Here is a 12855-nt window from a genome sequence, read left to right on the forward strand (position 1 = left end):
GGACGGACGGAGAGCAGAAGGGGGCCAACCGCTCTTCGCCCCTGAGTGACGCGTGCGCTCGTGCGTACGCCATCGGTGGAACCGCGACCCTACCCGCGTAGGTCATCGATGGCCGGGCTGGTGAAACCCCTTCACCGGCCCGGCGGCCCCGCCCTCCACACGGCGGAGATCGCTGGCCTCGTGTCGGCGGCCTGGTGCAGACTGGCAGCATGTGCGGACGATTCGCGAACGACGCAAAGATCGACGAGCTCATCCAGGAGTTCGTCGCCGAGGGCGGCGACTACCGCGACTGGCGGCCCCAGTTCTCGATCGCACCGACCGAGGTCGTGCCGATCGTGCGCGAGCGCAAGAACAGCGAGACCGGTGAGGTCAGGCGCTCGGTCGACCCGGCGGTGTGGAACTTCCGCCCGTCGTTCATGAAGGAGTCGAAGCGCCCGCAGTTCAACACGCGCATCGAGACGGTCTCCACCAACGGTCTGTGGAAGGGCGCCTTCGCGTCGTCCCGCTGCCTCGTGCCGATGCGCGGCTACTACGAGTGGACGGGCGAGCCGGGCAGCAAGCAGGCCTGGTTCCTGCACGGCGACGCGCCGCTGCTCGCCGCGGCGGGCATCTACACCGCGCGCAAGGTGGGCGACGACTGGGAGGTCTCGACGTCGATCATCACGCGCGAGGCCCGGGATGCCTCGGGCGAGGTGCACGACCGCATGCCCGTCTTCCTCGAGCGCGATGCGTGGGACGACTACCTCGCGCCCGTGAAGCTCGACGAGGCGGGCAAGGCCGAGATGCTCGCACTCATGACGGCCGAGTCCGAGCGCGTGGCGCGGTCGATCTCGAACTACGAGGTCGACCGGAGGGTCAACAACTCCCGCGCCGTCGACCCCGGCGACCCCACCCTGATCGAGCCGCTCGGCTGACACCGACGGGCGCCAACGGCGCCGGCGCCCGCCCGAGCCGACCGGCTCGGGTCAGAACTTGCCGCCGAGCGCCTTGTTCTTCAGCGCGTCGAACTCGCCGTCGGTGATGAGCCCCTGCTCGCGAAGCGCCTGCGCCTTCGCGATCTCGTCGGCCGGGTTCGCGAACGACGTCGCGCGGATCTCCTCCTCGGAGTACTCCTGGTACTCGACCTGCTTGCGCGCGGAGCGCTCGGCCATGCCGTTGCCGCGCGCGATCAGGTAGACCAGCGCCGTGACGAACGGCACGAAGACGAGGAAGAGCACCCACAGCGCCTTGAACCAGCCGTTGAGGCTGTGGTCGCGGAAGATGTCGATCAGGATGTAGACGAGCGCGAACAGGTACGCGACGTAGGCGAAGATCCAGAAGCAGAACCAGAACCAGTCCCAGACGCTGTTGAGGAAGTACATGGTGATCGCCCCTTCGACAGTGCCGGATTCCCGGCGCGCAGAATCGGCACCGTGACGGCGCCCTCGGTCCTTCTGCCGTCAACCTAGCGCAGCCCCCGCCCCGCACGGGAGAAGCCACGCGGTTCACTTCGGCAGGGCGTACGAGGGGAGCCCTCGGCGTCGGATCAGCCACTCCGCGACGATGAGGTTCGGGATCCAGCAGAGGAACGGCACTGCGGCGTAGGCGTTCTCGAACGCGGCCTCGAACTCGAACTCGCCGCCGGGCAGCGCCTGCACGCCGAGCAGCACGCCGATCCAGAGGCGCAACGTGACCGCCGCGTACGTCAGCGCGAAGTTGCGCATCATCCAGGCACGGTGGCTCGCGACATCCCCCGCCCTGATCGCGCGGTAGGCGCGCAGGCCGGTCGCGATCCACAGCACGGCGAGCGCGCCGAACCCGAAGAAGCCGACGAAGCCCGCCGAGTTGAACGGAGCCATCACGAGCGCGGCGACGCCGGCGATCAGCACGGCGACGAGGTAGGCGCGGCCCGTCCATCGATGCACACGCGGATGCCGCGAACGGAGCCCGCGCCAGAACTGCAGCGGCCCGACGACGAGCGCCACGCCGCCCGCGACGACGTGCACCATGAACGCGAGCTGCACGAACCAGGGCCGGCCGTCGTAGTTCGACGCGAGCCCCACCCCGTCCTCCGAGAGCGCGGCGAGCGACGCGGTGAGGTAGGGCACGACGGCGTAGACGGCGATCGCGAGCGATGACAGCAGCAGCCACGTCCACCCCGCACGCGTCGCGACGGCGGGCGGGGCCGGCTTCCCCTTCGATGCCGACGGTTCGGGTGCTGCTGCGGTCGTGGTCCGGTTCCCGATGCTCATGGCGGCCATCCTGACGATCGCGACGCGCCGCCGGCATCGAGCACTCCCCCTGATCCGTCCGGGTGGTAACCCCCCTCCGGGCGCGCTTCGGCGCGCTTCGATCGACCTTCGGTCAGCCGTCCGATCGCGGGCGGCGGCGCACCCGGTGCGACGCCGTCACGACGGCGCCGAGGCCCAGCGCGAGCACCGCGAGCGACGCGCCCGCGCGCGGGTCGAGCGGCGGACCCGATTCGGCGAGCGCCGGCTCGGCCCCGGCCGCTGCCGGTGCAGGGGCGGGAGTGGCGGGTGGCGGCGCATCGGCGAGGAACACGATGCGCCCGTTCGCCGAGTCGAAGTGCACCGCACGGTGCAGGAAGAACCCGAGCCCCGTGTTGTAATGGCCGCCGTTGTCGGTGGTGGTGTCGAGCTTCACCACCCCGCCCGGCTCGTCCATCGCCGTCGTCGTGAACGCGTTGAACGGCGCGGCGACATCGGCTCCGGCCTGGGCGACCGACTGGCCCGGGTCGAGCAGGTGCTCCTGCTGCGGCAGCGCGCCGTAGACCTCGGCGAAGACGTGGGCGATCGGTTCGCCGGTGTCGAAGACGGTCGTGTGGTGCGAGCGGATGTCTCCGATCGTCCAGGTGATCCCGACGGGCTTCTGGTAGCGGGGCATCCCGTTCGCGTAGGTGCCGGTGCCGGGCTCCTGGTGCACCCAGGTCGACCCGTCGGGAACCCGAACCGGCCCGATCACGAGCCGGGAGTTCGACGGATCCGTGAAGTCGAGCGTGAATCCCTCGCCCGCGCTGCCGGGTGCGAAGCCGAGCGGCGATTCGAGGATGGCGGCCTCGCCCGCCTGGCCGATGCCGAGCATGCCGTCGGACTGGGTCGCGGACGGGTGCAGCGGCCATCGCGTGGGCGGCGTGCACGGCTGCGGCTCCCAGTCGGGGCACGTGAGCTCGTCGCCGAGCAGGAAGGGGACGTTCGGGATGGCGAGGTCGCCGAACTCGATCGTCGCGAGCTCGACCTCGCCGGTGACGCCGCCGGAGACGTAGTTCTGGTGATGGGTGACGCCCGTCGGGACCGCGTCGGGCACGACCACCCCGGGCCGCAGCACGAGGCCGTTCGACCCGGTGTCGAGGTTGAGCGTGAGCTCGGCGCCGCCGACCGTGATCGTGATGGTCGGCGTCGGACCGATGCCGGGCGACTCGACGATCTCGACGGGAACCGCGGTCGTGCCCGGGCCGTCCAGGTCGAGCGCGAGCGCCGGTGCGGCTGCCCCCGAACACGACAACGCGGCGACGACCGTCACCGCGATTCCAGCTCCGATGGCATGGCGATTCCTCATCGATCCCCCGTTCCGAGGGCGCGCAGGCCCTCACCGCCGCTCGACGGCGCGAGCGGTCCCCCTCCGAGAGCTTCGCCGACGACGAGCCGGCGCGTCAAGGACGACGAGGCCGCGCCCACTCCCCGGCGACGTTCACGAGCGCGCGCTGTCGCGCTCCGCGCTCACCCCTCGGGCTCCGCCAGGAGCCGTCCCGATTCCACCGCCGCGACGAAGGCCCGGTAGTCGCGTTCATTCTGGTCGGCGTACGCGACCGCGAAGTCCGCGACGGCCTCGTCGAAGCGATCGCTCTCGCCGAGGTAGCCGGCGATCGCGACCCGATCGCCCGAGCGGGCGTGGGCCCGCGCGAGCGTCTCGCCGCAGACCTGCGCGTAGAGCCGGGCACCGACCGGCACCATCTCCCCCACGTCGAGTGCGCCCTTCCAGTCGTGCAGTTGGCGCAGGTAGAAGTCGCGCTCGACCCCGTCATGGCCGGGGACCCGCTGCCAGCCGAGGAAGATGTCGCTCGCGGCCTGCATCATCCGCTGCCCGCGCACGACGCGCTCGCCGTGCTCCGCGTACTCGCTCGGAGCCAGGTAGCGTGCGAGCACCGACTCCTGCGCCTCCTTCGCCTGCAGGAGCAGCGGATCGTCGCGGTCGCGACCCTGGAGCAGCACGATCCACGCCCGGGTGCCGACGCTGCCGACGCCGACCACCTTCCGCGCCATGTGCACGTAGGTGAACTCCCGCAGCGGATGCCGCGCCACGGGCAGGGTCGTCTGGTACGTGTGGAGCAGGTGACGCATCGCCTGCTCGTCCTCCTCGCGGGTGCGCCCCAGCGGCCGGAGGTCGTCGATCGGCACGATGAGCGGCGGATCGGCCGTGATGCGCAGTTCACCGTCGACGAGCCGCACGAGCTTCGAGAACGCGCGCATGCTGTCGCGCGTGCGCGCCTTCGCGAACGACGACTCCGTGCGCTCGACCTGCTGCTTGTCGGCATGGCCCGCCCGTCGCTCGGACCGGACCCAGGCCGCGATGGCGTCGGCGTCCAGCCGGTCGTACCAGGCCTCGAGCACTCGGGATGCGGCGGCCCGTTTCATCCGTTCGCGATACCCGCGCACCGCGGCGACCGTGATCGCGTGCCGCTCCGTCGCCTCGAATCCCCGGTGCCGGCAGGCGATCTCGAAGCTCGCCGCGAGCCGCTTGAGATCCCACTCCCAGGGTCCGGGCAGTGTCTCGTCGAAGTCGTTGATGTCGAACCCGAGCGTGCGCTCCGGGGTGCCGAAGACGCCGAAGTTCAAGAGGTGCGCGTCGCCGCAGATCTGCACGGTGATGCCCGAGTCGGCCGTGGCCGCGAGGTCGGCGGCCATGATCACGGCGGCGCCCCGGTAGAACGAGAACGGCGAGGCCATCATGCGCGCATGACGGATCGGGATGAGCTCGGCGACTCGGTTCGCCGCCTGCTCCTCGAGCAGGGCCACCGGATCGGGGCGGTCGGCCGCCGGGGCCCAGCCGGCGTGATCGGCGCGCGGCGAGCGCCGGCGAGCCGCACGCCCCCACTCCGCCCTGGCTGCGAAGTCGGTGGGGTCCGGGAGCGGTTCGGCGGGCGCGGCGGCGCCCGATTCAGCGGCATCGGATGCCCCGTGGTACGGCGTCATGCGGCTCCCCCTGTCGTTCGTCGCGCGTCAGGCCGGCATGGCGCCCGCCATGAACGGCTCGTAGTGGTTCCCGTCGGGCCCGAGGACCGCGACCGAGGACTCGGGCACCTCGAGGAATGCGCCGGGCAGGTCGTTGAGCGGCTCGGAGACCACGACGCGCGCGTTCTCGCCGAAGAGCTTCAGGCGCGGGACATCCGGGTACATCTCCTGGAGCGTCGGGACGTCGACGGAGTGGAAGAGGGTGCGCGACCGGCCCTCGGTGGAGTATCGGAACGCCCAGATCGTCGCACCGTCGGCGAGCGCGACGGTGCCCTGCATCGGATGCTCGATGCCGTGCGCCGCACCGATCTCCTCGACGAACTGCACGGCCTTCCGCATGCCGGCGATCGGGTCCTCGAGGAGCCCGAAGGTCAGCCCGAGGTGGAAGAGCACCTCGGAGTCCGTGGTGCCCAGGATGTGCGGATAGAGCGAGCGGTCGACGGCGAAGGTGAGATCCCGCTTCAGCTCGCGGAAGCCGTTGATCACGCCGTTGTGCATGAAGAGCCAGTTGAGGTACCGGAACGGATGGCAGTTGGTGCGCTGGATCGGCGGCCCGCCGGCCGCGCGAACGTGGCTGAAGAACAACGGACTCTCGACCGCGTCGGTGATCTCGCGCAGGTTCTCGTCGTTCCACGCGGGTTCCACGCTGTGATAGATCGACGGGAGGCTGCCCTCGGTCGAGCCGACGGGATACCAGCCGAACCCGAATCCGTCGCCGTTCACGGTTTCGGCCCCGAGCGGTGAATCGAGCGCCTGCGCGACGAGCGAATGCTGCGCGTCGAGGATCACGAGCGATGGTTGAAGCGGTTCTCCCGCATAGGCAAGCCAACGGCACATGGCGGCTCAGCTCCTTCGTCCGGCATCGGAGCGCGCATCCGGCACGGAGCGCGGATGCCGTCAGCCTAGCGCTGCCGTGAACATTCCTCACCTGCCGCGGGTGAGGGAAGCGCAGCCCGGCGACGGTGTCGACGCACGGTCGCCGCGGCCGGTCGGCCTCAGCCCTCGGTCGCCGCTTCGGGCGTCGGGCACTTCGCCAGCTCGCGCATCTTGGTCGTCGCCTGTTCGAACGACCACGGCAGCTCCACGAGCGGCTGCTGGTGCTCGGGAGCGGCCGGCGCCTTCGACGCCAGCGAGGCGAGCGCGAACGCCGCTTCGCGGACGAAATCGTCGCCCGAGGTCGAGTTGTTGAGGGCGATGACGATGGTGAGCCCGCTGTCGGGATCGGTGAACGCAGCCGTCAGCGCACCGGGCGACTCGCCGGCGAGACCGCGCATCGGGCCGAACTCGGCTCCTCCGAGCCCCCAGCTCTGCCAGGCCGGCGCGTCGCCGCCCAGCGGGATCGACGTCCACTGCTTCCGCGCCGTCCCTTCGTCGAGCAGGGCACCCGTCGCGAACGCCGCGCTCAATCGACGGGTGTCGTCGAGGCTCGAGACTGCGCCGGCCGCGGCGCCGCCCATCGAACTCGACTGATCCGTGTCATCGCGGACGACGGCGCAGTCGGCCGTTCCGTTCGCGGCGAGCGCCGCCGAGTAGGCGCCGAGCACGCCGTCGAGCTCGGTGTCGGTCGGCGAGGGAAGCGTGGTGTCCTCGATCCCGAGCGGATCGAAGACGTACTGTTCCGCGAGATCGCTCCAGGCGCGGCCGGTGCTGCGCTCGAGGGCCATCGACAACAGGAGCACGCCCGTGCGCGAGTGCGCCCAGTGCTCACCGGGCGTCCCGGTCCGCGGAAGGGCGAGCCCGCTCGAGAGCAGTTCGCTGGGCGGCCAGATGCGCTCGGGGTTCGACACGAAATGGCTCTGCAGCCCCGGGTAGTAGTCGGCGACGCCCGAGGTGTGCGCGCAGAGCTGCCCGAGCGTGATGCCGTCGATGCCGGGCACCCAGTCGACGTACTCGTCGACCTGGTCGTCGAGGGCCACTCGACCCTCGTCGACGAGACGCAGCAGCACGGTGCACGTCACCTCGCTCGTGAGCGTTCCGAGCCGGAACTCGGTGTCGGTGGTGACCGGCGCGGACTTCTCGTCGAAGTCGACGGTGCCCGTGGCGCCGGTCCACTCGCCCGCCCACGGCGACCAGGCACCGGCGACGCCGCCGCTCGATCCGCTGAGCGCCACGGCTTCGTCGAGCACCGCCTGCAGTTGGCCGGCGAGCTCGTCGCCGAAGGGAGACCCGACCGGATCGAGCTCCGCCAACGGGTCGACCGAACCGCCGGTGCAGCCCGACAATCCGAGCACGCCGACGAGGAAGGCGGCAACGACTGCCCGCCTCCGTGCGACCTTGATCTGGCCAGCCACCTAGCTCCCCTCAGCCGTGTGTCCGGTGAAAGTGTAACCCGGCAAAGGGGCTGAGCCCGTCCGGGGCCGGTCGTGGCGCCGGAAGCGAGGGGCGGCCGACCTCGCCCGCGCCGCTCGCGTCAGCGCTGCCGCGCCGTGATCTCGCGATCGGCCCGCGACATGAAGCGCTCGACATCCCGGTCGACGATGATGTCGCTCGGGCGAAGTGGTCGCTCGAGGTAGAGCCCCTCGAGCGAGGTGAGACGACTGAGTGCGACGTACGTCTGTCCGGGGCTGAAGACCCGCTGGCCGAGGTCGACGATCGCCGCGTCGTAGCTCGCACCCTGCGACTTGTGGATGGTCACCGCCCAAGCCAGTTTCAACGGGAACTGCGTGAACTCGGCGACGATCTGCTTCTCGAGCTTCTTGCGGATCGGATCCCAGGTGTACTTGTACTTCTCCCACGTCACCTGCTCGACCTCGTGCTCCTCACCGCCGACGTCGACGCGCACCGCCCGGTCGAGCGAGGTGACCGTGCCGATCGTGCCGTTCACCCACCGCTGGCCCTCGGGGCCGATGGCGGTGTCGTTCCGGAGGAACATCACCTGCGCGCCGAGCTTCAGCTCGAGGTTCTCGTCGGCGGGGAACGCCCGGCCGCCGAAGTCGCCGTTCACCTCGGCCTCGTTGCCCTGGGACTGCCCCGGCAGTCGGTGCAACTGCGTGCGGTTGATGCGGTTGACGGTGTCGTTGCGGGTCGCGAGCGTGATGGCGCCGTGCTCGGGCAGCGGGCGGCGCGCACCGACGCTGTTGAGCACCCCGGCGATCTCGGCGGTCACCATGCCGTGCCGCACCGCGTTCAGCATGTGCTTGAACTCGTCGTCGTGCTGGCGGTGGATCTCGCCGAGCTCGAAGATGCGCAGATCGGTCTCGCGCCACACCTTCGCATCGAAGAACCACATCGAGTCGTAGGTGTCGGCGAAGTAGGCGCGCTCGTCGGCGTCGCCCGGAACGGGTGCGAGTTGGTACGGGTCGCCGAACAGCACGACCTGGGCGCCCCCGAACGGCTCGAGGGGCCGCTGCCTGGCCTGACGGAGCGACCGGTCCATCGCATCGAGCAGGTCGGCGTTGACCATCGAGACCTCGTCGATGACGAGCGTGTCCATCGCGTTCAGGATCTTGCGGACGGTGTCGTTCTGCTCGATGTCGTGATCGGCGATGACCCCGATCGGCAGTCGGAACAGCGAGTGGATGGTCTGTCCGCCGACGTTCAGCGCGGCGACGCCCGTGGGGGCGCAGATCACGATCTGCTTCTGCGTGTTCCAGTTCAGGTGGTTCAGCAGGGTCGACTTCCCGGTGCCGGCGCGACCGGTGACGAACACGTGTTCGCGCGTTCCCTCGATGGCCTGGAACACCGCGGCCTGTTCACGGCTGAGGGTGACGTTCTGCACTGGGGCGCTTTCGATTCGGCGAGCGGATGCCACGAGGCGGAGGTCGCGGCGATCCCACTGTAACCGCCTCGGCGAGGGTCCGAGCCGTGATGGGCTCCGCCGTTCCGAGCTCGCCCCCAGTTCCCGCAGCCGGCGCCGCATACACTGGTGCGGGTGGGGAGCTCCGGAGTGCGCAGCAGTCGAATCTCGCCGTTGTCCGTAGCCGGGTGGCTCGGACTCGCGGTGCTCCTCGTCGGCGCCTTCATCGCCGCGCTCGGCACCCTGAACCAGACGATCTACGGCTCGACGAGCTTCATCGAGCGCTACCTCACGGCCATCGCGAACGACGACATCGCCGAGGCATCCACGACGCCCGGCGTCGCCCTCGACGAAGCCGAACTCGCGGCGCTCGGCCTGCCCGCCGACGTCTCGACCGCGATGCTGCGAACCGGCGTCATCGAGTCGGGGCCCGAGGACATCCGCATCATGAGCGACATCGCACGGGCCGACGGCACGCACACCGTGACGGCCAGTTACCGACTCGCCGACGCGATCGTGCAGTCCTCGTTCGACGTTCGACCCATCGAGCCGCTCTACGGCGTGCTGAACCGTTGGGAGTTCGCCGTCAGCCCGCTGGCCGTGATCGACGTCACCGCCGCGCACAACCCGACGTTCACGGTCGGCTCGCTCACCCTCGACGCGCGTGCGCTGAAGACGGGCGAAGAGCTCGCCGCCTTCACCCAGGTGACGTCGTACATCGCGATCGCGCCGGCCGTCTACGAGTTCTCGTACAGTTCGGAGCTGCTCGAGGCCGTGCCCGTCCCGGTGCAGGCCGATGTCTCGACGCGCACCGCCGTCACGGTCGACGCCCAGCCCACCCCGGCCTTCGTCGAGCGCGTGCAGTTCAAGGTCGACGACTTCCTCGCCAAGTGCGCCGCGCAACCGGTGCTGCAGCCGGCGGAGTGCCCCTTCGGCATCGAGATCGACGATCGAGTGACCGGTGAACCGCAGTGGAGCATCGTCAACTCCCCCCAGGTCACCCTGACGCCGGGCGAGTCGTCGTTCGACATGCCGCCCACCGAGGGCGTCGCCCACATCACGGTCGACGTGCAGTCGCTCTTCGACGGGCACCACTACACGCTCGACGAGGACCGCCCGTTCACCCTCGCCCTCGCGGCGGTCATCACGTCCGACGACACGATCGCCATCCAGCTGAAGTAGCGGTGCTACTGCGGCCGGTCGTGCTCGGCGATCGCGGCCAGCTGCGCGTTGTACGCCTCGAGTTCGGCATCGCCCGTGCGGTCGGCGTGCCGGTCGCGGCGCTTCGACTCCTTCTCGTCGCTGCGCGCCCACTGCACGGCGACCGTGATCGCGAGCGCCACCGTCGGGATCTCCCCGATCGACCAGGCGATGCCGCCGCCGAGCTGCTGGTCGACGAGCGCGTCGGTGCCCCAGCCCATCGCCCCGTACCAGTCGGCGAGCAGCAGCCCGGTGCTCGACATGATCGCGAGGCCGAAGAACGCGTGGAACGCCATGGTGCCGAGCAAGAGCAGCAGCCGGAATGCGTACGGCAGGCGGTACGGCACGGGGTCGATGCCGATGAGCGACTGCACGAACAGGTAGCCGGTGATCAGGAAGTGCACGATCATCCACTCGTGCCCGATGTGGTCGAGCATCGTCCAGCGGAAGAGCGGCGAGTAGTAGAACACCCAGAGCGAGCCGACGAAGAGCAGCGCCGCGACGATCGGGTTCGCGATGAACCCGGCGAACCTCGAGTGCACGGCGAGCAGGATCCACTCGCGGCCGCCGCGGCTGCCGTCCTTCCGGGCACGGATGGCGCGGGCCGCGAGCGTGACGGGGGCGCCGGGCACGAGCAGCACCGGCACGGCCATCGTGAGCACCATGTGCGCGAGCATGTGCGCCGAGAAGAGGTACTGCTCGTAGACGTTCACGCCGCCGTTGGTGATGTAGGCGAGCAGCGCGAGGCCCGAGATCCAGAGCACGGTGCGGTAGATCGGCCAACGGTCGCCGCGCTTGCGCAGGCGCCGCACGCCCGCGACGTAGAAGAAGATGCCGAAGCCGCACGCGAGCAACCAGATGAGGTCGGGGTTCCACTCGGTGAAGAAGCGGAACGTCTCGGGCCACGGCGGCAGCGGCTCACCCGTGAGGATCTCGGCGGGCGTGCGGGCGAGCGAGCCCGCCTGCTCCTCGGAGACCGGCGTGGCCGTGCGGGCGAGCGCGGCGGCGGCGCCCGAGGCGAGCCCCATGAAGGCGAGCTCGGCGACGACGAGCCACCAGAACGAGCCGTTGCGGCTTCCGTCGCCCCGCGACATCCGCCCGATCAGGAACCGGCGCTGCGCGGCGCCGAACAGGCCGAGCACGATGAGGGCGACCACCTTGACGACGACGAGCCCGCCGTACGGCGTGAGGAGCTGGTCCCAGTCGCCGATGCGGAGCGCGGCGCTCGCGTAGCCCGAGAGGGCTACGACGATGAAGCTGATGAGCGCGACGGTCGAGTACCGCGCGAGCACGATGGGCAACCGCTTCGCGCCGAGCTCGCCCTTCAGCAGCACGATCGTGACGAGCCCGCCGAGCCAGACCGAGGCGAAGACGAGGTGCAGGCCGAGCCCGGTGACGGCCGCCGCGTGCCCGGCGGCGCCCGCCGCATGGCCCTGCTGGGCGAGCGGCACGAGCGAGGCGACTGCGAGCACCGTCACGAAGACGAGGGCGGTGTGGTTGCGCACGGCGAAGCACAGCACCGTGACGGCGGCGGCCACGAGCATCGTCGTGAGCCACGCCTGCCCGAGCTCGATGGTCGTGACGAACTGGCCGAGCTTCTGCCCGAACGCATCGCTCAGGTCGAACGGCACGCCCGTGACGAGCAGGAAGGTGAAGAGGCCGGTGGCGCCGCTCGCGACGGTCAGCACGGCAGCGGATGCCGCGGCCACGTCGAGGGCCAGGTCGAACTCCCGGCGCTTCGGGCTCAGCGCCCAGACGGCGAGCACGAGCGCGCCGATCATGCCCGCCGCACCGAGGTTGACGAAGAGCTTCGCGATCGGAACGCCGTATCGGGCGATGGGGCCCGGGTCCTGGATCAGCTGTTCGGCCGCTCCCCCGCCGTAGGCGAGGCCGGCGAACGTCGCGGCGAGGGCGACGACGATGAGTGCGGCTGGGCCGAGCACTCGCACGGAGCGGGGCACCGAACCAGCCTAGACGGCACAGCCCGTACGTCCGCCCAGAGCGGGCTCAGGAAGCGGCACGCAGGGCGCCTGGGAACAGACGAAGGGGCGCACGGCTCGCGCCGTACGCCCCTTCGGGAAGTCGCAGTTACTTCGCAGCAGCCTTGAGCTTCGAACCAGCCGAGACCTTGACCGAGTAGCCGGCCGGAATCTGGATCTCGGCACCCGTCTGCGGGTTGCGGCCGGTGCGAGCTGCACGGTGCGTGCGCTCGACGGCGAGCCAGCCCGGGATGGAGACCTTCGTGCCCGAGCCCACGGACTCGGCGAGCGCCTCGAAGAGGCCGCCGAGAACGGCGTCGACGGTAGCCTGGCTCTGTCCGGTCGACGCTGCGACCTTCGCGACGAGCTCGGTCTTGTTGAGCGACTTGTCAGCCATTGAATGTCCTCCTCGGACGTTCGCTGTTCGGTACAGCAGTTATGAGTTCCCGGGAACGATCGTTCAACCGCCCCCGTGGCCGATCAGGCCGCCTCGAATGTAACAGAGTTCCGCGGAATCCCGCGGATTTCCGGCACTTTCCGACACCTTCGCTTCGGCGTGTCGCGTCCGCTGGGAGCGAATTCCGACCTCTGGGAGCGCCGAACTCGTCACGGGGCGGCGCCGAGGCCCGTCGGCGGGCATCCGGATCCCGCCTGCGTCGCGCACGCGAACCGGCAGACGAACGAGCAGAGCGGATGCCCCGGTGCGGGGCTG

11 protein-coding genes are annotated in these 12855 nt (G+C 70.3%); 2 read left to right on the forward strand and 9 right to left on the reverse strand.

Annotated features, from left to right (window positions below; translation table 11 throughout):
* The first annotated feature begins 209 nt into the window (after nucleotides 1–209).
* Nucleotides 210–914, forward strand: coding sequence for an SOS response-associated peptidase (locus ACFTQE_RS05190; protein WP_376924063.1), 705 nt, complete (start codon nucleotides 210–212; stop codon nucleotides 912–914).
* Between the two features lie 51 nt (nucleotides 915–965).
* On the opposite strand, the gene ACFTQE_RS05195 is transcribed toward ACFTQE_RS05190, so the two are convergent.
* The 7 genes from ACFTQE_RS05195 to ACFTQE_RS05225 all read right to left on the reverse strand — a co-directional run bounded on the left by ACFTQE_RS05195 (nucleotide 966) and on the right by ACFTQE_RS05225 (nucleotide 8946).
* On the reverse strand, nucleotides 966–1361 hold the full coding sequence (locus ACFTQE_RS05195) for an SHOCT domain-containing protein (protein ID WP_375836132.1): 396 nt from the start codon (nucleotides 1359–1361) through the stop codon (nucleotides 966–968).
* Nucleotides 1362–1484: 123 nt separating this feature from the next.
* Nucleotides 1485–2231, reverse strand: coding sequence for a DUF2306 domain-containing protein (locus ACFTQE_RS05200; protein WP_376924064.1), 747 nt, complete (start codon nucleotides 2229–2231; stop codon nucleotides 1485–1487).
* Between the two features lie 112 nt (nucleotides 2232–2343).
* Nucleotides 2344–3555, reverse strand: coding sequence for a hypothetical protein (locus tag ACFTQE_RS05205; RefSeq protein WP_376924065.1), 1212 nt, complete (start codon nucleotides 3553–3555; stop codon nucleotides 2344–2346).
* Nucleotides 3556–3716: 161 nt separating this feature from the next.
* Nucleotides 3717–5189 carry a DUF2252 domain-containing protein gene (locus ACFTQE_RS05210; RefSeq protein WP_376924066.1) on the reverse strand — a complete coding sequence of 491 codons (1473 nt, stop codon included), beginning with the start codon at nucleotides 5187–5189 and terminating at the stop codon, nucleotides 3717–3719.
* A 27-nt stretch (nucleotides 5190–5216) separates the two neighbouring features.
* Nucleotides 5217–6065 carry a class II glutamine amidotransferase gene (locus tag ACFTQE_RS05215; RefSeq protein ID WP_376924067.1) on the reverse strand — a complete coding sequence of 283 codons (849 nt, stop codon included), beginning with the start codon at nucleotides 6063–6065 and terminating at the stop codon, nucleotides 5217–5219.
* Nucleotides 6066–6223: 158 nt separating this feature from the next.
* A complete protein-coding gene (locus ACFTQE_RS05220) occupies nucleotides 6224–7519 on the reverse strand; it encodes a serine hydrolase domain-containing protein (RefSeq protein WP_376924068.1) in 1296 nt (431 codons plus the stop codon).
* Between the two features lie 119 nt (nucleotides 7520–7638).
* Nucleotides 7639–8946, reverse strand: a complete 1308-nt coding sequence (locus tag ACFTQE_RS05225) for an ATP-dependent RecD-like DNA helicase (RefSeq protein ID WP_376924069.1) — start codon at nucleotides 8944–8946, stop codon at nucleotides 7639–7641.
* Between the two features lie 192 nt (nucleotides 8947–9138).
* Between ACFTQE_RS05225 and ACFTQE_RS05230 the strand changes: the two genes are divergently transcribed.
* Nucleotides 9139–10146 carry a hypothetical protein gene (locus tag ACFTQE_RS05230; protein ID WP_376924070.1) on the forward strand — a complete coding sequence of 336 codons (1008 nt, stop codon included), beginning with the start codon at nucleotides 9139–9141 and terminating at the stop codon, nucleotides 10144–10146.
* A 5-nt stretch (nucleotides 10147–10151) separates the two neighbouring features.
* Here ACFTQE_RS05230 and ACFTQE_RS05235 read toward each other — a convergent pair whose 3' ends face one another.
* Nucleotides 10152–12125, reverse strand: coding sequence for a cytochrome c oxidase assembly protein (locus ACFTQE_RS05235; RefSeq protein WP_376924071.1), 1974 nt, complete (start codon nucleotides 12123–12125; stop codon nucleotides 10152–10154).
* A gap of 127 nt (nucleotides 12126–12252) precedes the next feature.
* Nucleotides 12253–12540: an HU family DNA-binding protein gene (locus ACFTQE_RS05240; protein WP_056007305.1), complete on the reverse strand. Its 288-nt coding sequence runs from the start codon at nucleotides 12538–12540 to the stop codon at nucleotides 12253–12255.
* Between the last annotated feature and the right edge of the window lie 315 nt (nucleotides 12541–12855).

The organism is Agromyces sp. NPDC056965, assembly GCF_042673425.1.
In the GTDB taxonomy this organism is placed as follows: Bacteria; Actinomycetota; Actinomycetes; order Actinomycetales; family Microbacteriaceae; genus Agromyces.